We start from the raw sequence: 22046 nt of genomic DNA, 5'->3' as shown, positions 1-22046 counted from the left end.
ATTTCATCGCTTTGGCTTGCGGTGTCTTATGAGAAGGAAAAGAAAATGACGATTAATCTGCATCGGCCAGATATCGCGGAATTGAAGCCACGCATTACCGTTTTTGGTGTTGGAGGTGGTGGCGGGAATGCCGTGAATAATATGATAAATGCTGGTCTTCAGGGAGTTGACTTTGTTGTTGCAAATACGGATGCACAGGCTTTGGCTATGTCAAAGGCTGAACGTGTTATCCAACTTGGGGCAGCTGTGACAGAAGGTTTGGGTGCTGGGGCTTTGCCGGAAGTTGGACAAGCGGCGGCAGAGGAATGTATTGATGAAATTATTGATCATCTTGCAGACTCTCATATGGTTTTCATTACTGCTGGTATGGGGGGAGGAACTGGAACAGGAGCTGCTCCCGTTGTTGCTCGCGCAGCGCGTGAAAAAGGTATTTTGACTGTTGGTGTTGTGACAAAGCCGTTTCAGTTTGAAGGCGCACGTCGTATGAAAACGGCAGAGGCTGGTATTGAAGAATTACAAAAGTCTGTCGATACATTGATTGTTATACCCAATCAAAATCTTTTCCGTATTGCAAATGATAAGACAACGTTTGCTGATGCTTTTGCTATGGCTGACCAAGTGCTTTATTCTGGTGTTGCTTCCATTACGGATTTGATGATTAAAGAGGGTTTAATTAACCTTGATTTTGCTGATGTTCGTTCTGTTATGCACGAAATGGGGCGAGCCATGATGGGAACGGGTGAGGCATCTGGTGATGGGCGTGCTTTGGCTGCGGCTGAAGCTGCTATTGCAAACCCACTGTTGGATGATACCTCTATGCGTGGGGCGCGTGGTTTACTGATTTCTATTACAGGTGGTCGTGATATGACTCTCTTTGAGGTTGATGAAGCTGCTAATCGTATTCGTGAAGAAGTGGATGCTGATGCGAATGTGATCTTTGGCGCTATTGATGATGAGTCATTAGAAGGTGTTATTCGTGTTTCTGTGGTTGCCACCGGTATTGATCGTGAAGTTAGTGATGTTGTTCAGTCCTCTCATCCTCAGATTCAAAGACCTGCTTCTTCAATACGCAAGAGCGATCCTGGAACGTCACACAGTTCTTTTCATGTTCAGTCATCGCCTCTGCGTTCTGAGTCAATGGTAGAAGTAATCGAATCACTTGAAATAGAGAAGGGTAAATCAACCGGAGAACAGTTCCGTCCCAAAAGTCAAATTTTTGCACAACCTGCAGAATCAATGACGACACGAAGTGCCACGAATGCTGTTGCGTATGGTTCAAATGCTGTTCAGGAACAGAGATCCAATGTGCCTCGTATGCAAGTAAGCCGTGGTTCTCAACAGGCGATGACGGCTCCTGTGAGTATGGAGGCAACAGCACATGTTCTTGATGAGATGACAGGGGTTGTGAAGCAAAAAGAAAAGCCAGTGCAACCAAAACAAATGCAACAAATGCAAGCGCGCGCTCCAATGCGTATGCCTGAGTTAAAGGATTTTCCTCCTGTTGCTCATGGACAAAGTCAAAGAACATTTGTGACTGATCAAGGTCCTCGTAATCTTTGGCAGCGTTTGAAACAGAGCTTGACACATCGTGAAGAAACTGAGCCAGAAGCGAGGCTGGAGCCTGCTGTTAGATCGTCTCAGCAGAAAGAGTCTCATGTTTACAATAAAAATTCTCAGGCGCTTTCTCAAGATGCTTCTGTGTATGTTCCACGTCGTTCTGGTGAGCTGCACCCTCAGGTACCACAAGATCAACGTACTTTTATAAGTGAAGAAGATCAGTTGGAAATACCAGCATTTTTACGTCGTCAGGCAAATTAATTGATGAAAAGTGAGGCAAAGTAAGAAAATTTATTATTTCTTTAATGATCAGTCAAAAATTATACAGTAAAATATATTGCTGTTTTTTTGATAAAATACTTTGTTTAAAAAAAAACCGCTTATTATAAGCGGTTTTTTTTTATTATTTACTATGAATATTCTTTATAATTTTATAAATTTTGTTAAAAGATGTACAAGCAATTTAATAAAATGATTATGATGAATTTAGTACCAAAATATCAGTCTACTCTTAAAAAAACAGTAACATTTAAGGGGATTGGCGTTCACAGTGGCTGTTTGTCAGTGGTAAAGGTTTGTCCAGCGGATGTTGGGTGTGGTATTGTTTTTAAGCGTTGTGGATTAGACGGAACAGAGAAAATATTTCAAGCTCATGCATCGCAAACAGGAGAAACTGAATTATCAACAGTACTTGGAGATGGAGATGTAAGGGTTGAAACAATTGAACATTTGATGGCAGCAATTGCTGCTTATAATTTGGATAATCTTGTTATTGAAGTGTCACATAATGAGATTCCTATTTTGGATGGTTCAGCGTGGCTATATTGCCAAGCTTTTGAAGATGTTGGTATTGTACAGCAAAATGCGTTGCGTTCTTATTTCATTATAAAAAAGCCGGTGCGAGTTGAAGGATCTCATGGTGTTGCAGAGCTTTTGCCATTCGATGGACGTCGTTTTGATATAACGATCTCTTTTCCTTCTTCTGCTATTGGTAAGCAACATTTCAGTTTTGATCTTACTACACGAGGGTTTAGGGATGATTTGTCACGTGCGCGCACTTTTGGTTTTATCAAAGACGTGGAAGAATTAAGGCTTTCTGGGAAGGCGAGAGGTGCTTCTTTGGAAAATTCTCTTGTTATCGACCTTAATGATAAAATTTTAAATCCCGATGGTCCTTATTGGGAGAATGAATGTGTTCGGCACAAGATGCTTGATGCGATTGGTGATACTGCTTTGCTGGGAGCACCTTTTATTGGATTATTTCGTTCTTATTGTAGTGGGCATAGAATTAATGCGCAATTGGTGAAAGCTGTTTTGGCAGACGAATCATATTACCAAAAAAGCTTTTTAGGGAAAGAGTAAAAGAAAATTGACAAGATTTTTTTATCGTTTATTTGATTTTTAAGGGGATGATTGACCTAAACTGCTAAATTGGTTATGTGGATTTTAAAGTGATATGGTATAAAAACTTTAATAAATTGTTTTTGCTACAAGGTGATATTCTCTGGAGGCCGGAAAAACTATGAAAAAATCTCATGTGTGCATTGGAAATATGACATATAGAAAATCTAACATTGTACGCAAGATATTGGGGGTGGTACTTTTAGGAAGCACCTGTATGTTAGCGGGATGTCTCTTTAAAGAGAAAAAAACCCTTGATCCATCTGCTTATGTTTTGAAAATAGAGCCACCAGATGTTCTCTATAATCAGGCGCTTGCTAGCCTTGAAAGTGGGCGGCTTGGGGATGCATCGAAGAAGTTTTTGAAGATTGAAAAACAGTACGCTTATACAGACTGGGGGCGTAAATCTTTGGTCATGGGTGCTTTTACTAATTATCGACTCGGAAAGTATGATGATTCAATTAGTATGGCTCAACGCTATATTACTCTTTATCCAGGGTCGACTGACTCGGCTTATGCGTATTATATTATTGGTCTTTCTTCTTTCCGTCGGATTCCTGATGTTACACGTGATCAACGTGATACGAAACGTGCTATTGCTGCTATGCAGCTTCTTATAGAGCGTTATCCTAATTCTGAGTATGTCAAGGATGCTAAGGATAAAATCCGTTTTGGTCGCGAACAGCTGGCTGGTAAAGAAATGCAGATTGGCCGTTATTATGAAGAGGGGCGGCGTTACCTTGCGGCAAGTAGACGGTTTCGTACCGTGGTTGAAGAGTATTCTGATACAAATCAAATTGAAGAAGCGCTTTTCCGCTTGACTGAGGTTAATCTTGCTCTCGGCTTAACGGCGGAAGCACAGACGGCAGCAGCTATTTTAGGACGTAATTATCCCAAAAGTGAGTGGTATAAATTTTCTTATAATCTCTTGCAGAAGAATAAAATATCGCCACGTGAGCATAAATCTTCTTGGATCTCAAATGCTTTAGGTGGTGATAAGAAGAGGGTACGTTGATTCTCTATGTTGGTACAGCTTTCGATTCATAATATTGTTTTGATCGAAACGCTTGATATTCATTTTACGGCGGGGTTGACGGTTTTAACTGGAGAAACAGGTGCGGGGAAGTCTATTCTCCTTGATGCTTTATCACTTGCTCTAGGGGGGCGGGGTGATGCTTCGCTTGTGCGTCATGGTGCTGACCGCGGGCAGGTCACAGCTGTTTTTGATGTGTCTGTTTCACATCCTGCACGTCAACTTATTCGTGAGAATGGTCTTGATGATGAGGGTGATATTATTTTACGACGTGTGCAATCAAGTGATGGACGTAGCCGTGTTTTTATCAATGATCAGGTGTCTAGTGTTGCATTGATGCGGAGTGTTGGCCGTTTGCTGGTTGAAATCCATGGACAACATGATGATCGTGCGCTTGTTGATGTTGCTACACATCGCCAATTATTAGATGCCTTTGGTGGTCTTGAAGATGAAGTGGAAAATTTGCGTCAGTGTTATCACTCATGGCGTGAATTTGAGGAGCGTTTGCAACGGCAGCGTCTTAAAGTAGAGAGTGCCGTACGTGAGGTTGATTATCTTCGTGCGTGTGTAGAAGAGCTTGAAAAGCTTGATTTTAAAGTTGGTGAAGAGGAAGCTCTTTCTCTTCGTCGTGCTGATATGCTTAAATTAGAAAAAATAGCGACAGATATTAAAGAAGCGGATGATCTTTTAACGGGTCAAAAATCACCAATCCCAGTACTTTCTAATTTGGTGAGGCGTTTGGAGCGGAAAATTCCTGAGGCGCAAGAACTTATTGTACCAGTGGTGAAATCTATTGATGAGGCATTGCATGCACTTGCAACAGCACAAGAAGGTATTGAGACGGCAATACGAGCATTAGATTTTGAACCTGATGAATTGGAACGGATAGAAGAGCGTCTTTTTTCTCTTCGGGGTTTTGCTCGTAAATATCAAGTTTCAGCGGATGAATTGATTCAGTTACGCGATAAAATGGATGCAGAACTCGCTGATTTTGAAGAGGCTCAGACTATATTGACACGCTTTGAAGATGAGGCAAGACAAGCACAAAAAAAATATGATATGTTAGCGCAAGCGTTGTCAATAAAACGTCAAGAGGTTGCAAAGAACTTGTCTGAAAGCGTGATGACTGAGCTACCGGCATTGAAATTAGAGAGGGCTGAATTTATTGTTGAAATGCAAAGTGATACGGAAAAGCGGAGTGCAGAGGGATGTGATCGTGTTGAATATTGGGTGCGAACAAATCCTGGCTCACGGGCCGGTCCCATGCTTAGTGTGGCTTCTGGCGGTGAATTATCTCGTTTTTTGCTGGCATTAAAAGTTGTTTTATCTGATCGAGGATCAGCACCGACGCTGATTTTTGATGAAATTGATACAGGCGTTGGGGGGGCTGTTGCAGCGGCTATTGGGCAACGGTTGCAACGCTTATCAGAACATGTCCAAGTTTTCGCTATTACGCATGCTCCACAGGTTGCATCGAAAGCGCATGGTCATTTTCTTATTTCAAAAATTGAGAGTCATGATAAAGGACGCTTTGTTACTGCGATTCATAAAATGGAAGAGCATGAGCGTGCAGAAGAAATTGCCCGTATGTTGGCTGGAGAACAGATTACTGAAGAAGCGCGTGCAGCGGCTCAAAAGCTTCTAGCATAAAGGTAATTAGTCAGCGATAAAAATACTGGAAAGCTTGAATTTATTGAGATTCACTTGATGAGGATGCGTGTGGAAATCCTTGTGGCAGTGCTTGTAATTTGGAATAGATTTTATGAACAAAGATGCAGATAAAAATCTCACAGCTGTTGAAGCAGAACGTGAATTAGAGTGGTTGGCAAAAGAAATTGCACGTCATGATGTGCTTTATAATCGTGATGATCAGCCTGAAATTTCTGATGCAGAATATGATGCTTTGCGCCGCCGTAATGCAGAAATTGAAGCTCTTTTTCCAGAGCTTATACGTATTGATTCTCCTTCACATAAAATTGGGGCACCAATTTCTGAAAAGTTTGAAAAATCTGTTCATGCACAGCCTATGCTTTCACTTGATAATGCGTTTAGCTCTGAAGATGTTAGTGAATTTGTTGAGCGTATTCGTCGTTTTTTACGGCTTCCAGAAACACAAGTGTTGGAAATAACAGCGGAGCCAAAAATTGATGGTTTATCTTTGTCTTTACGCTACGAAAAGGGGCGGCTTGTGCGTGCGGCAACGCGTGGGGATGGAACTGTCGGTGAAAATGTGACGGCAAATGCCCGAACAATTGCTGATATTCCACAAGTTTTACAAAGTGATTTTCCTGATATCATTGAGGTTCGCGGTGAAGTTTATATGGGGCGGGAAGATTTCCAAGCACTGAATATCAGCCAACAAGAGAAGGGCAAGTTAACCTTTGCCAATCCTCGAAATGCGGCGGCTGGTTCACTCCGTCAGCTTGATTCACGGATAACCGCTAGCAGAAAACTTCAATTTTTTGCTTATGCTTGTGGTGAGGTGAGTGAAATATTGGCAGAAAGTCAAATGGAGATGATGAAAAAGCTAAAAGAATATGGCTTTGTTATCAATCCATTAACAAAAGTCTTTAAGACAGTAAAAGAAATTATTTCGTATTATCACGATATCGAAGAATGCCGTCATTCTTTAAGCTATGATATTGATGGCATTGTTTATAAGGTTAATGATTTGATGCTCCAAAAGCGTTTGGGGTTTGTTTCTCGTTCGCCGCGTTGGGCTATCGCCCATAAATTTCCAGCAGAAAAAGCGATAGCGCTTTTGGAAGATATTGACATTCAAGTTGGTCGCACGGGAGCTTTGACACCTGTTGCACGTCTTACGCCTATTACTGTTGGTGGAGTGGTGGTGACCAATGCTAGTTTGCATAATGAGGATTATATTAAGGGAATTGGTCATAAAGGAGAGCCCATTCGTGAAGGACGTGATATCCGTGTAGGCGATAGCGTGATTGTACAACGTGCTGGTGATGTGATCCCTCAAGTTATTGATGTTATCATTGAAAAACGCCCGAAAGATGCTGCTGTTTTTATTTTTCCTCATTTGTGCCCAGCTTGTGGGAGTCATGCTGTTCGTGAAGTGGGAGAAGCCGTGCGTCGCTGTACAGGGGGGCTTATTTGTCCGGCACAAGCGATTGAACGTATTCGTCATTTTGTTTCACGCAATGCTTTTGATATTGAGGGCTTGGGTAAAAAACAAGTGGAGTTCTTTTTCCATGTTCAAGATGAAGCGCTTTGTATTCATACACCAGCCGATATTTTTACGTTACAACGGCGCCAAGAAAAATCTTTGATACGTTTGGAAAATATGGAAGGTTTTGGTACTGTTTCAGTGCGGAAATTGTATGATGCCATTAATGCGCGCCGAGAAATTCCTTTGAGCCGTTTTTTGTTTGCATTAGGGATTCGTCATGTTGGCGAAGTGAATGCACGCCGCCTTGCACGTGCTTATAAAAATTATACAGCTTTTGAGACCGCGGCTATGGAAGCACTTATGCCATGTGATAAGAAAAATGAAGAAGGAAATGAGGCTTGGATGGAGCTTACCAATATCGAAGGAATTGGACCACAGGTAGGGAGCGCAATTGTTGATTTTTATCAAGAAGCGCATAACCGTGAGATTTTATCTGTTTTGCTTGAAGAAGTAACACCTCTTGATGAAGAGCCTATCATAGCAGATTCTTCACCAATAGCGGAGAAGATCATTGTTTTTACAGGAACTTTGTCGCATATGTCACGCGATGAAGCAAAAGCATTGGCAGAGCGATTAGGGGCTAAAACATCTGGTTCACTTTCTAAAAAAACAGATCTTCTTGTTGCAGGACCTGGAGCGGGCTCCAAATTGGCTAAAGCTGAAGAATTAGGTGTTGAGGTTATCGATGAAGAGGTTTGGCTACAGCTGATTGAGAAACATAATATTTAAAGGGTGTTTCCCAGAAGATCGTATACTGTTGATATGATTATCTTTCTTACATTTTTTGGGGGGATGAAATCAAAAAGGGGATAATAGGAGCTGTTTTTTGCAAAAATAGAGCGCCATATACTTTGATATTTATTAAGTTATTAAAATAATTAACGTTGAACTTAAATATTAAACTTAAACTATTATGATGAAGAATATGCAAGGTTATTATTAGTAAAAGATATAAATTATTACTGTGAAGAAAGGTAAAATTTTTGAACAAATATGTAGAATTTAATCCAAAATGCCGTAATAGAAATGTAACGCGGAAGATTACAAAATATAATAAAACATTCCGCTATAAATGAATAAGGGATATAAATGCGAGTTGTTTATTATGTTGAATTTATAAAAGATTACTGGTACCTATACTTATCAGGCATTATTAGATGGTACACTTGTCCAATTTCATTACAAAATTTCGGATATTCGCTAATGCGTCTAGCAGCATAATTTTTTTCCTGACTTCCTTCATCTCTCTCAAATTTCTCAGCATAGGAAATTTCGTTTATTAGAGCTAGTATTTGGATTGAGAATATTTCAGAATTAAATACCATTCGTGCGTATTTAAACATTGGATCTGTCGAGTTCATGACCAAATTTTTTGCCCAAATGAAATCGTTTTCTTTCCAATTATATTGAGAACGTAGCTTATGTATGTAGGTAGGTAGGGATAATGCTGGAAATTTTTTATTGTACTCTCCCTGTAATAAGTCCACAAGGCATGCACACCAAACAACTTTCGCATGGATAAGATTTATATTTTCAGGAATTAGTACTACCATCCCAGGGCTTAGAACATGATATACACCATAACTCTTATTATCCAGATATTTTTTTGCAATTTCTAGGCGCTCTTCGTATATATTATCAGGATATTGTGTCTTTACGTACTCTTCGTATAATTTATCGTACTGATTTGGAGTAATGACTTGATTTTCAGAAAATAAAGCAATAGGAATTCGCTTAAATTTAGTAATTTCCTTCAATACAGAAGGCCCAATATAGTATCCAAATAATAATATTACGGAACAAAATAAAATTATACGCATTAGGATAGTCACTTTATTTCTAAAATACTGGATAAGGAAAGGATATAGATTACTAAGATCTGTGCTTAAGATTTTGTTAACTAACAAGCTATAAGACACACGTTTTATTGTGTATTTTTCATATCCTCTGTTATTGTTGTTAATTTTTAGCTGAATAACACATTCAGGTCAAAACACATGCCTCCATATATGTTGTTTTTATACTGTGTAGTTGGAAACTATCTATATTGTGGGTAACTTTTTTTCAACAGTAAGTAATAGTCTAGAAAATAATATTTTACTGTTAACTATGCAAATAAATAAAAAACTTTAACGCTGATGTTATCAGCATGCTCCTTCTTTTAATTCTAAATACTTAATTTTATTTCATAGCAGATTCTATTTTATTGTAGCAATATGTATTATAATGAATTACAACTATTGAAAATGATTCAAGAATTAAAATAATATAAATTATCATTGTGAAGCAAACAAAAAGGTAAAATTTATTCGAATAAATATGCAGAATTTTTGAATCCAAACAGCGTAATAAGCTGGTTATAATAGGTGTTTTAGAAATACGATGCGAAGGATTACAAAATATAACGAGAGTTTCCATATAAAGAAACTAGGGATATGGTAGTGTCTAGATGGTAATACCCAAAATAAGCATTAACCACGTGCAGGCGTATCTCACTCTGCTTCACCTAGGTCAGTGTTTGCCATATCAGAAAAAACGTGAAGTATCTTGTAGAAATATTTTTTGTATTTCCTGACGCAAGTACATATTTTTCTCTAAAAAAAGACGGTGCTGTTTTTGTAGAAAGGGTAAAAGTTATAGGTTGCTTCATTTAAAGGGGCATTGTTGCTTCTTTTGCCCATTTTTTATCTTCTTCATTTAAGTAAGGTGCATTCATCTGATAAACGCGCGCATGGTAATCATTGAGCCATTGCCGTTCTTCTTGTGTCAAAAGCTCTGGAAGGATTAACCGTCGATCAATGGGGCAATGTGTGAGTGTCTCAAACGAGAGCATTTCTATATCTCCACCATCAATTTTTTGTGCTGGCTTTACTATCATCAAATTTTCAAGACGGATACCAAAAGCGCCTTCGCGGTAATAGCCTGGCTCGTTTGAAAGAATCATACCGGAGATGAGTTCTTGGCACCCTTTGCGAGAAATATTTTGCGGTCCTTCATGGACAGAAAGATAAGATCCAACACCATGACCGGTGCCATGGGCATAATCAAAACCAGCTTTCCACAATGCAATGCGTGCTAGAATATCAATGTCTTGTCCACGGGTTCTTTTGGGAAAGCAAGCAGTTGAAAGAGTAATCATGCCCTTGAGAACAAGAGTGAAACAGCGTTTTTCTTCTTCTCCAATATTCCCAATTGCTACTGTACGTGTGACATCTGTCGTTCCATCACGATATTGGCCACCTGAATCAACAAGATAAAGTTCACCAGCATTGAGTTGTTTATTTGTTTGTGTCGTTACACGATAATGAATAATGGCGCCATTTTCTCCTGCTGCTGAAATTGTATCAAAAGAAAGATCTTTAAGTTTTTCTCCCATTTCGTTTGCTGTATTTATGCGAAATTCTTCTAATTTTTGAGCAGCAGAAATTTCACTTATTGACCCTGGTATTTGTTTATCTAACCAAGAAAAAAAACGGGTTAGGGCAACACCATCGCGTAGATGCGCTTTGCGTGCGCCATTGAGTTCTGTGTCATTTTTAATGGCACGTGGTAGAGCAGCAGGATCGGTAATTGTGATAAAAGAGCTATTTTTTTCTTCAATAACAGTTCGTAATTTTTCGCATGTTAGCTGTGGATCTAAGGCAAACACGGTCCCTTTTTGAACATACTCTTTGATCTTGGGAATAAGCTGTTCTGGTTCATATAATTTTGCATAACGTTCCAGATATTGTTTCTGTTCTACACCAAGTTTTTTGCTGTCAATGAATAAGGCTGGTGTTTCGTTAAGTGGAATGAGAGCAAAACAAAGGGAAAAAGGCGTGTTGGAAACATCATTGCCCCGTATATTGAATGTCCATGCAATGGAAGAGGGGTCTGTAAAAATAAAAGCATTTGCATGAGTTTGCTGTATATCTTTGTAAATCAAAGCGAGTTTTTCATCTGTATCGCACCCAGCATATTTGAGAGGGTGAATTGATAAGGCAGATTGTGGTAACTTTGGTTGATTATGCCAGAGCAAATCAATGGGATTATGTTGAACTTCTACAAGTTTTCCACCTGCTTTCATTTCTAATGCGTTTCTCAATGCATCGGTGGCAGCAATCGTGTGGAGCCATGGATCAAAGCCAATAGAAAGTTTTTGACCATTTTTTTCAAGCCATTGTGAGGGAGGACAAGTTATGAGATCTTCATAATTAAAAATATCAGGATCAGTTTGTTGGCGAACTTGGAGCTTATATCGCCCATCTGTAAATATGATGGCTTTGTTTTTTAAAATCAGTGCAATCCCAGCTGATCCAGTAAAGCCGGTTAACCAGCTAAGGCGTTGAGCATGAGGGGGGACATATTCTCCTTGATGCTCATCGCACCGCGGAACAAGAAAACCATCGAGTCCAAGGTGATCGAGTTCTTTACGAAGGCAAGAAATGCGTTCTGCTGCATAAGCAGGATTTGTTGTCGCCTCAAAAGATTGATACATAACGACGTCCTTTTCTTTTCTTTTATTTCAGATGTATTGTAACCCATCCTTGCCGGTGGTATGTTTCGATATGCTTCATTCCTTGTTTTATATAAGTCTCCAAAACATGGGCATGTTGTTCTTCAAGAATTCCAGAGAGTATAAGTGATCCCCCTTTTTGAAGTGCCTTTACCACTTCTTGCGCAAGTTCAATAAGCGGATTAGCAAGGATATTGGCAACGATGAGATCAAAAGGGGTTCGTGATGCAATTGCATCATGGGCAAAATCTGTTGCTGTAATAGCTGTAATATATTCCTTGACACCATTGAATTCGATATTGTGTTGTGCAACTTGAACAGCAATTGGGTCAATATCGGATGCAAGCACAGTAATTGGTTTGAGCATTGCTATGCCAATGGCTAGTACACCGCTCCCAGTACCAAGATCAAGGGCATTTTTGGGATTTTCGTGTTTCATGACTTTGGCAATCATTTCTAAACAACCGGCTGTTGTTCCATGATGTCCGGTGCCAAAAGCTTGATTAGCTTCAATTTCAATAGGGAGAACATTTGCTGGAATGGCGTTTCGGTTGTGACTTCCATGAAGGAAAAAAGGACCGGCTTGCACAGGTTTTAGTCCTTCTAGGCTTTTTTGTACCCAATCAATGTTGGGTAAAACTTCCATATTAATTTTATCAAAATCTATAGAAAGGATTTGAGCAAAACGTTTCAATGCGTTCTCTTGATTGTCTTGATCGACATATAGAGAAAGCTCATATACAGCATTTTGTTCATCTATCTCTGTGAGAGCAAGAGGATACCCTTCTTCGTCAAAGGCTGTTTCTATAAGGGTATAGAACCGTTCTGCTTCATTTTTAGAAGCAGTATAATAGAGGCGAATTTGTTGCGACATGCTGTTCTTTCTTTTGATCGGTTTTTTTAGTTTAAGATGAGTTTTTTTAACCGTTCAATGGCGATTTCATCTTTTAATTCGCTATCGCTTTCTTTCGTGTCATAACGGATAACGCCAGCTAATTTTCCACCTTTTTTGAGTAAAAAAATTGCTGCTGTATGGTTATATGTATAGTTTCCATCTGTTTCAGGGACTTTTTCAGCAACGATGTTGAAAGAATTGACCATTTTATGAACTTTTTCAGGATCTCCGCTGATGCCAACAATTTTATTGTTAAAATTACTGAGATAATCATGGAGTACTTTTGGTGTGTCTCGTTCAGGATCAACAGTCACAAACCATATACCTAATTTATCAGCTTCAGGCCCAAGGGCTGTAAGCCATCGATCAAGATTCATCAGTGTGGTAGGGCAGCTTTCAGGACACATAGTGAAGCCGAAAAAAATTATTGAAGGCTTGCTTCGAACATCAGCCTCAGTAATATTTTTTCCATTAGAATCAGTGAGAGTAAAGTTATCACCTAAAGGCTTATTTGTCAGCGTATCATAAATAAAAACACCTGCAAGAAATATGATTGTCAGCCCCAAGATGCGTATTACATTTTTCATAGTTTGACTCTCTTAAATAGATCGAGAAATTGTAACATCGGCAGGTTTGTTTTGCAATGTGTGTTTCATGGTTGATTTTATTGGCTTGATTGGTATGTCTTTCCATATCTATGATGAAACATTGGTGAAAGATGCATGAATATTGAGAACGATCTTCGGTTTCATGAAAGTGAGCCTCGTATCCATACGACGGCACGGCTGCATGGTTGTAAATTAGGGCGCTATGTGGAAGTTAATGAGCGGGTGATTTTACGGGATGTAACCGTTGGAGATTTTTCTTATTTAGAACGTAATAGTGAGGCTATTTATAGCGATATTGGGCGTTTTTGTTCTATTGCATCTCATGTACGGATGAATGCGTTGGAGCATCCTATGGAGCGCGTTTCAACGCATAAAATAACCTATCGTCCAAACGAATATTTTCGTTATATGGCATTAGATAGTGGTTTTCGTGAAAGGCGTTGTGCAAAACGTGTTATTATTGGGCATGATGTGTGGATTGGATATGGTGCGGTTATTATGCCTGGGGTGACTATTGGTCATGGCGCTATCATTGGCGCGAACGCTGTTATAACGAAAGATGTTTTGCCTTATACGATTGTCGTTGGGGTGCCTGCTAAACGGTTGCGGATGCGTTTTCCCAATAATGTGATAGAATGCCTTTTAGATATGGCTTGGTGGGATTGGCCGCTTGATAAAATTCACAACGCATTGCCTGATATGCAAAATTTGCCTATTGAAGCCTTTGTTCGTAAATGGAAATGACATTCAGAATAAAATAAAGTGGTTTCTTGAAAAAACTGATCGTGGTTTACTTGTAATTAAGCTTTGTTTACAAAATTGTCTAGTACACGCTTTTCTCCGGCTTTTTCGAACATTATTGTCAATTTATGATCGTCTATTGCTGTAATATGACCATAACCAAATTTTATGTGAAAAATCCGATCATTGACAGAAAAATCTGATGGTGCATGAGAGATTGATTGAGAGATAACTTTCCCTTCAATATTCTTGTTTTTTTGTGCACGCTTTTGTCTTGCTGTTGCATAGTCAGTATAAAAGGAATCGTGATGTTGAAAGGAAGATTTTCCATAACCACCATAGGATGTTTCCATTTCTACAACTTCTATATGTTCTGCTGGTAATTCATCTAGAAAACGGGAGGGAAGAGCAGGTTGCCAAAGTCCATGAATTCTTCGATTAGATACAAACCATATATGCAAATGTTTTTTTGCTCTTGTTAGACCTACGTAAGCAAGGCGCCGTTCTTCTTCTAATCCTGAACGTCCACCTTCATCTAATGAGCGTTGGTGGGGAAAGAGTCCTTCTTCCCAACCTGGAAGAAAAACTGTTTCAAATTCAAGTCCTTTGGCTGAATGAAGTGTCATGATGTTGACTGCATCTATATTTTCATTATTTTCCGTTTCCATAACGAGTGCAACATGTTCCAAAAAACTTTGAAGATTTTCAAATTGTTCCATGGAACGAATCATTTCTTTAAGATTTTCTAGTCTTGTAGGAGCCTCTGGTGAGCGATCTTCTAACCACATGGTTGTATAACCAGAATCATCAAGGACGATCTCGGCAAGTTCTCTATGAGGAGTGTCTTGAAGCATATTTTGCCAGCGGCGGAAGCTTTCAATGAGGCTTCGTAACGCACTGCGCGCCTTAGGCTTTAATTCATCTGTTTCAATGATGTCAGCGGCAGCAGAAAAGAGAGGAACAGCACGTGCACGTGCACTCTCATAAAGAATGCGCAGGGTTGCATCTCCTATGCCGCGTTTTGGTGTATTAATAACACGCTCAAAAGCTAAATCATCAGTAGGTTGGACAACAACGCGTAAATAAGCCATGGCATCACGTATTTCCATTCGCTCATAAAAACGAGGACCACCAATGACGCGATAATTAAGGCCAAGTGTTACAAAGCGATCTTCAAATTCACGCATTTGAAATGATGCGCGTACCAATATAGCCATATGATTTAATGCATGACCGGTTTGTTGTGCGCGTTCGATTTCTTCTCCGATTGCTCGTGCTTCTTCTGCCGAATCCCATGCTGAATGAATTTTTACCTTTTCTTCCTCACTCTTTATTTGAGCAGAAAAAAGGACTTTTCCCAGCCTTTCTTCATTATGAGCAATGAGATGGGAGGCGGTTTTGAGAATATGGGATGTTGAGCGATAATTGCGTTCTAGACGAATAATTTTAGCAGAAGGAAAATCTTTTTCAAAACGTAATATGTTTTCGACTTTTGCACCACGCCATCCATAAATGGATTGATCATCATCGCCAACACAACAAAGATTAACATGTTGACCTTGAGGATGTTGGGCCAAAAGGCGAAGCCAAAGATATTGTGCTGTATTTGTATCTTGATATTCATCGACAAGAATATAACGAAATTGAGAATGATATTCGCGAAGAATATCTGGATTATGTTGGAAGATAGAGATAGAATGAAGTAGAAGGTCACCAAAATCACAAGCATTAAGATCTTTTAATCGATTTTGATAATTGTGATAAAGTTCATGTCCCATGCCGTTACCAAAGGAATGAGCATCACTTTTTGAGATATGTTTTGGTGAAAGTCCTTGATTTTTCCAAGAATCAATCATCATGGCAAGGTTTCGTGCGGGCCAACGCTTATCGTCTAATCCTTCAGCTTGAATAAGCTGTTTTAAAAGTCGAAGAACATCATCGCTATCGAGAATTGTAAAGTTGCTTTTTAAATCAACAAGTTCTGCGTGACGGCGTAAAATTTTAGCGCCAGTGGAATGAAAGGTTCCAAGCCAAGGCATACCTTCAACAACTTCTCCAATAAGTTCACCAATACGTATTTTCATTTCACGTGCTGCTTTGTTGGTGAAAGTGACAGCAAGTATTTGCTGAGGAGAGGCAAGTCCAGAGCGTAAAATGTGAGAAATACGGGTTGTTAAAACGCGCGTTTTTCCTGTACCAGCACCTGCAAGAACTAAAAGAGGTCCCTCAGTATTCATAACAGCTTGTTGCTGTTCTGGATTGAGTTGTTCTAAATAATCTGTGTTATATGATTTTTGTTCTTTTAGAGTATGGGAGAAAAAACCAGAGCTCTTCTTATCATGGTCTGGAGGGGAATCTTCTTCAAAGAAAGGTATGGTGTGATCAGAAAAATTACTCATTATCTCTCTTTTGTAGTCTTTTTTTTATTGAAGTTCTAGATTAAAAAAACTTCTCTTAAAAAGTCACAACAGTTTCAGTTAAACAAACAGAAAGAGAACGTAAAAAAATAAGCACAAACATTAAAGGCGCTGGGTGAGAACGCTTTGAAGGGCATAAACGCGTAACGAAGCCGAAAGATTTACTTGTTGTGGTCTTTTGCTATCAATATCGGTGATAATAAAGGCTAAAGATTGTCCTTTTTGGCGGGCTATATCTTTTAGAATATCTAAAAATGGTGGTTCTAAAGAGACACTTGTTGCGTGTCCATCAACGCGAACAGATATCTTTCGTGGAATGACTTTTGACCAATCGATAGAATTATTTTCGTGCATTTTTCCACCTTTACTCGTCGTTTCGTAAACGATTTTGATCAAGAAATTTTTGCGTTTTTAAAGATTTTTGTTGCTCAAAATTTTTTTCAGTTTTTGTTCGTCCAAAACGATAACGATTTTGCTCAGCACGAAGAGATTTTTCTGTACGTTTTTTTTGTTTTCGAAATTGGCGAAGATTAATCAATTCAGTCATGAGAAAAATTATTTTTTCCGAAAGGAATCTAAAGATACAACATCAGCACTTTGACTTTGTTTTGCATCGTTATTTGAAGGTTCTTTGTTTGTACTGAGATTTTGTTCTTTTGTAAGCGTATTTTCTATTTTTTGTTTGTTTGATAAGGTAATGGGCGTAGTTGAGGTATTTTCTGAATTTTCACTTTCTCCAGAGGTCAGATTTGAGGGCAGATCAAATGCTGCTTCAAATGCTGCTACAGGATCATAAAAGACCTGAATGGAAGTAAAAGGAATCACGAGCTTTTCGGTTATTTCCCTGAAAGAGAGGGTTACTTCGAAAGCTGTTTCTGAAACACTGAGATCTCTAAATTGATGTTGTAAGACGATTGTCATTTGCTCGGGATAGCGATTTTTTAGCCGAGGAGAAATTTTAACGCCTGGGGCATTTGTCAAAAAAGTTATAAAAAAATGATGATTTCCCGGAAGACCTGCTTTGGCAACTTCCGATAAAACTTTACGGATAACTCCACGAAGCGCATCCTGAACGAGAATATCGTAACGGATTTGATCTTTAACCATCGAAGTTTATTCCTTTTATTTCACGTAGCAGAATGGGGCGTATTGATATTGTGTGACAGAATATATTTTAAATTAGCAGTATTTTTTTTACGATGCACCTCAATAAATCGAATAAATACGAAACTCTATGGTAAATAATGTCTGATAACGTCTGAAAGATCAATCAACAACATTTAAAAAAGTGAAGGCTTCTGTTGCCAGGTGCCTCCGAACCCCGCTTAAACCTGCGACGGTTTAAGGCTCAAATTGAAACATTCACACCACCTTAAGCGGCGAGACGTGCTTCCGCATAGTTGTCATTTGCAACTACTCATTTAGCCCGATAACGGTGGTACAATGCCGAGTAAAAGAGCGATCTTTACACCTTTGTCGATCCTATTTCGCCCCCACCAAAATATAACTTTGGTTTCTTATATTTTGGTGGAGGCGCCGGGTACCGCCCCCGGGTCCAATAGGTTTATTTCACCGTCCATTTATTACCATAGCTGGTAAACCAGCCCTCTAAATATAGATGAAGAACAGTCTTAGGAAAAGGGGGGGTTGTTAATATTTTTAATCCTCTAATTATTTATGGAGCTATATGATGCGGCTGTAAAGTATAGTCCGCTCATTTTTGGAGAGGAGATGATGCAAAATGACAAATAATTTAGCAGATATTAAACTATATGATTCAAATCCCGATGAAGCAGCAGTAGAACGACTTAGCCGTCGTTTAGCTTTAGTGATGAAAAAGCAGGATGCAGCGCTTGTTGCTACATCGGATCCAAAAGAGTTAGAACGTGTTGAAAAATGGGTTCAAGATGTTTTAGAAGCCGATGAGAAGAGTGCTAAAATGGCTGTTTCAAAAGTGGCTGAGATGATGTCTGGAGAGCGTAGAAAAAGTCGACTGACTTTTTATTATCTAGTTGCTAAGCACCTTAATGCACTTCATAAAATTTAAACAATATTAAATTTGTGATAATGATAAAAAAAGCCCAATTTCTTGGGCTTTTTCGTTGATAAAAAGGGTTAATGTTTTTCATCCTCTTGGAGGTAGCCTCCTTTACGCATACTCGGGACAAAGAGAAGAGCAATGAATGCCATGATCATCACGACGGTTATATAAAAATAAAAGAGTGATTCATGACCGTACTTTTTTAATCCAAGCGCGACGTATTCAGCAGAACCACCAAATAAGGCGTTGCCAATGGCATGAGAGATGCTAACGCCTAATGCGCGTATTGAAGAGGGAAACATTGCTGATTTGACGACACCAGAGATGGATGTATACATGCTCATAATGAAGAGCAAGCCAATAATGACGGAAAAGGCAACCCATATACTATGCGTATTACCGATTATCCAGAGTCCAGGAAATGTAAAGATGACAGAGAGTATACTCCAAATGATAAGTAAAGTTTTTGTTCCAATTTTATCGGCTATGATACCAGCTATGGGTTGGAATAGGATGAAAATAAATAGTACAGCTGTCATAATCGTTGTTGCGGTATGTTTATCAAAGCCGGTGGTTGTGATTAGATATTTTTGCATATAAGTCGTAAAGGTGTAAAATGTGAGTGATCCTCCTGATGCAAAGCATGCAATTACGACAACGGCTTTTGTATGCTTGGTGAGAAGTTCCTTAAGACTGCCAGAGTGTTTGTGAGAGCGGCTTTCTTTCGTGGTTGTTTCGTGGAGAGAACGACGCAGATAAATCGCAATCACTGCCCCGAAACCACCAATCACAAAAGGAATGCGCCATCCCCATGCTTTTAACTGATCTTCAGAGAGATAAGATGCTAGAATAAATATAATGAAGCTGGCAAGAAGTTGACCTGTAATAAGGGTGGCTGATTGGAAAGAAGCAAAAAGCCCACGATGTTTTTTGAGAGCAACTTCGCTCATATAAGTGGCTGCTGTACCATATTCACCACCCGCTGAAAGTCCTTGCATCATTCGAGCTAAAAGTAAAAGGATTGCTGATGTTATTCCTAAGGTTTCATAGGTGGGAAGTATGGCGATGAAAAAAGAGCCACCACACATCATAAAAATGGATATAAGCATCGAGCGTTTACGTCCATAACGATCGGCGACAAATCCTAAAAACCAAGCTCCAATAGGGCGCATAAGAAAGCCAATAAAAAACACACCCGCGGTTTTTAACAGTGGCGTAATCGTATCACCATCGGAGGGAAAGAATTGTGATGCAAAATAAATTGATGCAAATGAGTAAACGTAAAAATCATACCATTCTACGAGATTTCCTGATGCGCTTGCTATAATAGCAAAAACACGTTTTCTTGCATCCTGTGATGCTGAAGTTGTTTCATTTTTCATGAATTGTTCCCCTTTTGGATTTATATTTTATATTTTCTAAACATAATTGTTTATGATTTCCAGAAAAATTCAATTGTATTATAATAATTTCTTAGGGAAACTCTTTAAGATGATTTATTAGAGTTATGTTGTCATTCGTTTTAAGATTTTTACTTGTGTTATAGAATAAAAAGTTATCACGTTGCATTTAAAGGGAGAGAACATTGAAAAGTAGATCAAGATACCTTTAAACTTTATGAGAAGAATGCAATTATTGGCATACCGGAAGATTATAGAAGAGATGGTCTTTATGAGCAGAAAGCCCAAAAACTGAAGACATTTCATAAAGCTTAAATAATGTAAAAGGGGATTTTGTGTCCTTGCTTATCTTGTTGTATCACCACACATCATTATTTAGGAGGGGGAGGTAAGGCTCAGATAAGGTTTTCCGTATGAGGTGTTTTTCAGATATCATGATAAATATTTAGGGTAGGGCTTGCCTATAGAATCTTATCAAGTAAATTACATAAAGAGGGCAGTAACTATAGACAATTTAAGAGAAACTGAGTTGTTTGTAAGACGAATGCGGGGCAGAATTTTCGTTCTTTGTTAGGATGGAGAGGAGATAAAAAAAGCCCAATTTCTTGGGCTTTTTTTTTATCCAGAAAATAAGTTTAATGAAGTCTATCGTCTTTATCGAGATATCCTCCTTTATCTATATCGGGCATAAGAAGAATAGAGATGAGTGCAATGACCATCATACCAACTATGTAAAAAAAGAAAACAGATTCGTATCCCATATTTTTTAATCCAAGCGCTACATATTCGGCAGAACCGCCAAAGAGTGCGTTGCCAATGGCAAAAGCAAATCCAACACCAATTGCTCGGATTGAAGCAGGGAACAATTCTGCTTTTATGATACCAGCAATGGACGTATAAAAACTCATAACACAGAGTATTCCAATAATGATTAAGAGTGCTGTCCATGGATTATGGGCATTACCGATCATTTTAAGTACAGGGATAGTGCAGATAATGGATAATAGCCCCCAACTAATGAGTGAAGCTCTTGCTCCAATTTTATCGGCTAGGGAACCAAAAAGGGGTTGGAGTAGCACAAAAATAAAGAGGGCGGCAGTCATTATCGTTGTTGCAGTTTGTTTATCAAAGCCGGTGGTTGTGATCAGATATTTTTGCATATAAGTAGTGTATGTATAAAATGTGAGTGATCCACCAGCTGTAAAGCCAACAACCAAAAAGAAAGCTTTTTTATGATTGCGAAAAAGTTCTCGAAGACTACCAGCATGTTTTTCAGAGCGGCTTTTGTGGGTTGTTGTTTCATGGAGCAAACTACGCAGATAAATTGCAACGATTGCTCCAAAGCCACCAATCACAAAAGGAATACGCCATCCCCACGCTTTTAACTGATCTTCAGTAAGGTAAAGGGCTAAAATAAATATTATAAAACTTGCGAGAAGTTGACCTGAGATCGTTGTTGCATATTGAAAAGAAGCAAAGAGCCCGCGACGATTTTTGGGTGCAACTTCGCTCATATAAGTTGCTGCTGTACCATATTCACCTCCAACGGAAAGTCCTTGAAACATACGGACAAAAAGGAGAAGGAATGCTGCTGTTATTCCCAAGGTTTTATAAGTAGGAAGTATGGCAATGAGAAAAGAGCCACCACACATCATAAAAACAGAAATAAGCATTGAGCGTTTACGTCCATAACGATCCGCAATGAATCCAAAGAGCCATGCTCCAATTGGACGCATAAGAAAGCCAATAAAAAAGATTCCTGCTGTTTTTAACAGTTGTGTAACGATATCTTCATCTTCAGGAAAAAATTGTGAGGCAAAATAAACCGATGCAAAGGAGTAAGCATAGAAGTCGTACCATTCTACCAGATTTCCTGATGCGCTGGACATGATAGCAAAAATACGTTTTCTTGTATCATGTGGGTCTAAAGTTGTTTGATTATTCATGAAGTATTCCCCTTTTAGATTTATAACTTTTCTTCTTTTTAAAGCTATTTACGATGTGCATTATAAAAACGCCATTGTACCATGATAATTTTTCAGGGAAACATAAAGATTTTTTCTAGAGCTATCAGTGCTGTTTTGGGCTTATGGTGTTGTTATATTGCGTAAATCATGCGCTTTTTACTATCCTTAAGGAAATATTATTTTTTGTTTGATTGTGAATTATTTGCATATGCAGAGTGCTTATGAAGATATGATACTCTTTAGTTTATATGCTTGATGTTGTTTCGTAAAATGATGTTATTGACTATTGCATGCGAGG

17 protein-coding genes and 1 other RNA gene are annotated in these 22046 nt (G+C 38.8%); 7 read left to right on the top strand and 11 right to left on the bottom strand.

The features are described from left to right. The first annotated feature begins 45 nt into the window (after positions 1 to 45). The 5 genes from ftsZ (at position 46) to ligA (ending at position 7913) form a co-directional block, all read left to right on the top strand. Complete coding sequence (ftsZ, locus tag ACFILH_RS03960) at positions 46 to 1818, top strand: cell division protein FtsZ (protein WP_375667416.1); 1773 nt, start codon at positions 46 to 48, stop codon at positions 1816 to 1818. 216 nt (positions 1819 to 2034) lie between these two features. Beyond that, positions 2035 to 2919, top strand: coding sequence for a UDP-3-O-acyl-N-acetylglucosamine deacetylase (gene lpxC / locus ACFILH_RS03955; protein WP_375667423.1), 885 nt, complete (start codon positions 2035 to 2037; stop codon positions 2917 to 2919). A 160-nt stretch (positions 2920 to 3079) separates the two neighbouring features. Beyond that, the gene (locus ACFILH_RS03950; RefSeq protein ID WP_273790773.1) at positions 3080 to 3973 is read left to right on the top strand and encodes an outer membrane protein assembly factor BamD; all 894 of its coding nucleotides are present in this window, start codon (positions 3080 to 3082) and stop codon (positions 3971 to 3973) included. 6 nt (positions 3974 to 3979) lie between these two features. After that, positions 3980 to 5641, top strand: a complete 1662-nt coding sequence (gene recN, locus ACFILH_RS03945; RefSeq protein ID WP_273790772.1) for a DNA repair protein RecN — start codon at positions 3980 to 3982, stop codon at positions 5639 to 5641. A gap of 112 nt (positions 5642 to 5753) precedes the next feature. Continuing rightward, positions 5754 to 7913, top strand: coding sequence for an NAD-dependent DNA ligase LigA (ligA, locus tag ACFILH_RS03940; protein WP_375637655.1), 2160 nt, complete (start codon positions 5754 to 5756; stop codon positions 7911 to 7913). 395 nt (positions 7914 to 8308) lie between these two features. On the opposite strand, the gene ACFILH_RS03935 is transcribed toward ligA, so the two are convergent. The 4 genes from ACFILH_RS03935 to ACFILH_RS03920 all read right to left on the bottom strand — a co-directional run bounded on the left by ACFILH_RS03935 (position 8309) and on the right by ACFILH_RS03920 (position 13161). Beyond that, positions 8309 to 9004 carry a hypothetical protein gene (locus ACFILH_RS03935; RefSeq protein WP_375667414.1) on the bottom strand — a complete coding sequence of 232 codons (696 nt, stop codon included), beginning with the start codon at positions 9002 to 9004 and terminating at the stop codon, positions 8309 to 8311. Positions 9005 to 9834: 830 nt separating this feature from the next. Continuing rightward, the gene (locus tag ACFILH_RS03930; RefSeq protein ID WP_375667413.1) at positions 9835 to 11661 is read right to left on the bottom strand and encodes an aminopeptidase P family protein; all 1827 of its coding nucleotides are present in this window, start codon (positions 11659 to 11661) and stop codon (positions 9835 to 9837) included. Positions 11662 to 11683: 22 nt separating this feature from the next. Continuing rightward, on the bottom strand, positions 11684 to 12553 hold the full coding sequence (locus ACFILH_RS03925; RefSeq protein WP_273790768.1) for a 50S ribosomal protein L11 methyltransferase: 870 nt from the start codon (positions 12551 to 12553) through the stop codon (positions 11684 to 11686). Positions 12554 to 12579: 26 nt separating this feature from the next. Continuing rightward, positions 12580 to 13161: an SCO family protein gene (locus ACFILH_RS03920; protein ID WP_273790767.1), complete on the bottom strand. Its 582-nt coding sequence runs from the start codon at positions 13159 to 13161 to the stop codon at positions 12580 to 12582. A 135-nt stretch (positions 13162 to 13296) separates the two neighbouring features. Here ACFILH_RS03920 and ACFILH_RS03915 point away from each other — a divergent pair, with 135 nt between their 5' ends. Then, positions 13297 to 13926: a DapH/DapD/GlmU-related protein gene (locus ACFILH_RS03915; RefSeq protein WP_375631169.1), complete on the top strand. Its 630-nt coding sequence runs from the start codon at positions 13297 to 13299 to the stop codon at positions 13924 to 13926. A 56-nt stretch (positions 13927 to 13982) separates the two neighbouring features. Here the strand turns inward: ACFILH_RS03915 and ACFILH_RS03910 are convergent, their stop codons facing one another. From ACFILH_RS03910 to ssrA, 5 genes are all read right to left on the bottom strand, one after another. Then, on the bottom strand, positions 13983 to 16322 hold the full coding sequence (locus tag ACFILH_RS03910; protein WP_375643459.1) for an ATP-dependent helicase: 2340 nt from the start codon (positions 16320 to 16322) through the stop codon (positions 13983 to 13985). Between the two features lie 120 nt (positions 16323 to 16442). Next, a complete protein-coding gene (locus ACFILH_RS03905) occupies positions 16443 to 16694 on the bottom strand; it encodes a ribbon-helix-helix domain-containing protein (RefSeq protein WP_273790764.1) in 252 nt (83 codons plus the stop codon). A gap of 10 nt (positions 16695 to 16704) precedes the next feature. Continuing rightward, entirely contained in the window at positions 16705 to 16887 is a 183-nt protein-coding gene (locus tag ACFILH_RS03900) for a DUF4169 family protein (protein WP_273790763.1), read from the bottom strand. An 8-nt stretch (positions 16888 to 16895) separates the two neighbouring features. Further along, positions 16896 to 17447, bottom strand: coding sequence for an SspB family protein (locus ACFILH_RS03895; RefSeq protein ID WP_375631167.1), 552 nt, complete (start codon positions 17445 to 17447; stop codon positions 16896 to 16898). Positions 17448 to 17627: 180 nt separating this feature from the next. Beyond that, positions 17628 to 17984: a transfer-messenger RNA gene (gene ssrA / locus ACFILH_RS03890) on the bottom strand. 97 nt (positions 17985 to 18081) lie between these two features. Between ssrA and ACFILH_RS03885 the strand changes: the two genes are divergently transcribed. Next, complete coding sequence (locus ACFILH_RS03885; protein ID WP_273790761.1) at positions 18082 to 18387, top strand: DUF2853 family protein; 306 nt, start codon at positions 18082 to 18084, stop codon at positions 18385 to 18387. Between the two features lie 68 nt (positions 18388 to 18455). Here ACFILH_RS03885 and ACFILH_RS03880 read toward each other — a convergent pair whose 3' ends face one another. Continuing rightward, complete coding sequence (locus ACFILH_RS03880; protein ID WP_273790760.1) at positions 18456 to 19763, bottom strand: MFS transporter; 1308 nt, start codon at positions 19761 to 19763, stop codon at positions 18456 to 18458. 653 nt (positions 19764 to 20416) lie between these two features. Beyond that, positions 20417 to 21727, bottom strand: a complete 1311-nt coding sequence (locus ACFILH_RS03875) for an MFS family transporter (protein WP_273790759.1) — start codon at positions 21725 to 21727, stop codon at positions 20417 to 20419. Between the last annotated feature and the right edge of the window lie 319 nt (positions 21728 to 22046).

This window comes from Bartonella sp. CL435QHHD, from assembly GCF_042195095.1.
GTDB lineage: Bacteria > Pseudomonadota > Alphaproteobacteria > Rhizobiales > Rhizobiaceae > Bartonella.
This window is presented reverse-complemented; position numbering and strand designations above follow the sequence as displayed.

Coding starts and splice junctions, on each gene's coding strand:
- ACFILH_RS03935 (WP_375667414.1), bottom strand. CDS start 9,004: ATGCGTATAATTTTATTTTGTTCCGTAATATTATTATTTGGATACTAT.
- ACFILH_RS03930 (WP_375667413.1), bottom strand. CDS start 11,661: ATGTATCAATCTTTTGAGGCGACAACAAATCCTGCTTATGCAGCAGAA.
- ACFILH_RS03880 (WP_273790760.1), bottom strand. CDS start 19,763: ATGAAAAATGAAACAACTTCAGCATCACAGGATGCAAGAAAACGTGTT.
- ACFILH_RS03915 (WP_375631169.1), top strand. CDS start 13,297: ATGAATATTGAGAACGATCTTCGGTTTCATGAAAGTGAGCCTCGTATC.
- recN (WP_273790772.1), top strand. CDS start 3,980: ATGTTGGTACAGCTTTCGATTCATAATATTGTTTTGATCGAAACGCTT.
- ACFILH_RS03900 (WP_273790763.1), bottom strand. CDS start 16,887: ATGACTGAATTGATTAATCTTCGCCAATTTCGAAAACAAAAAAAACGT.
- ACFILH_RS03885 (WP_273790761.1), top strand. CDS start 18,082: ATGACAAATAATTTAGCAGATATTAAACTATATGATTCAAATCCCGAT.
- ACFILH_RS03910 (WP_375643459.1), bottom strand. CDS start 16,322: ATGAGTAATTTTTCTGATCACACCATACCTTTCTTTGAAGAAGATTCC.
- ACFILH_RS03875 (WP_273790759.1), bottom strand. CDS start 21,727: ATGAATAATCAAACAACTTTAGACCCACATGATACAAGAAAACGTATT.
- ACFILH_RS03895 (WP_375631167.1), bottom strand. CDS start 17,447: ATGGTTAAAGATCAAATCCGTTACGATATTCTCGTTCAGGATGCGCTT.
- ligA (WP_375637655.1), top strand. CDS start 5,754: ATGAACAAAGATGCAGATAAAAATCTCACAGCTGTTGAAGCAGAACGT.
- ACFILH_RS03950 (WP_273790773.1), top strand. CDS start 3,080: ATGAAAAAATCTCATGTGTGCATTGGAAATATGACATATAGAAAATCT.
- ACFILH_RS03905 (WP_273790764.1), bottom strand. CDS start 16,694: ATGCACGAAAATAATTCTATCGATTGGTCAAAAGTCATTCCACGAAAG.
- ACFILH_RS03920 (WP_273790767.1), bottom strand. CDS start 13,161: ATGAAAAATGTAATACGCATCTTGGGGCTGACAATCATATTTCTTGCA.
- ACFILH_RS03925 (WP_273790768.1), bottom strand. CDS start 12,553: ATGTCGCAACAAATTCGCCTCTATTATACTGCTTCTAAAAATGAAGCA.
- lpxC (WP_375667423.1), top strand. CDS start 2,035: ATGATGAATTTAGTACCAAAATATCAGTCTACTCTTAAAAAAACAGTA.
- ftsZ (WP_375667416.1), top strand. CDS start 46: ATGACGATTAATCTGCATCGGCCAGATATCGCGGAATTGAAGCCACGC.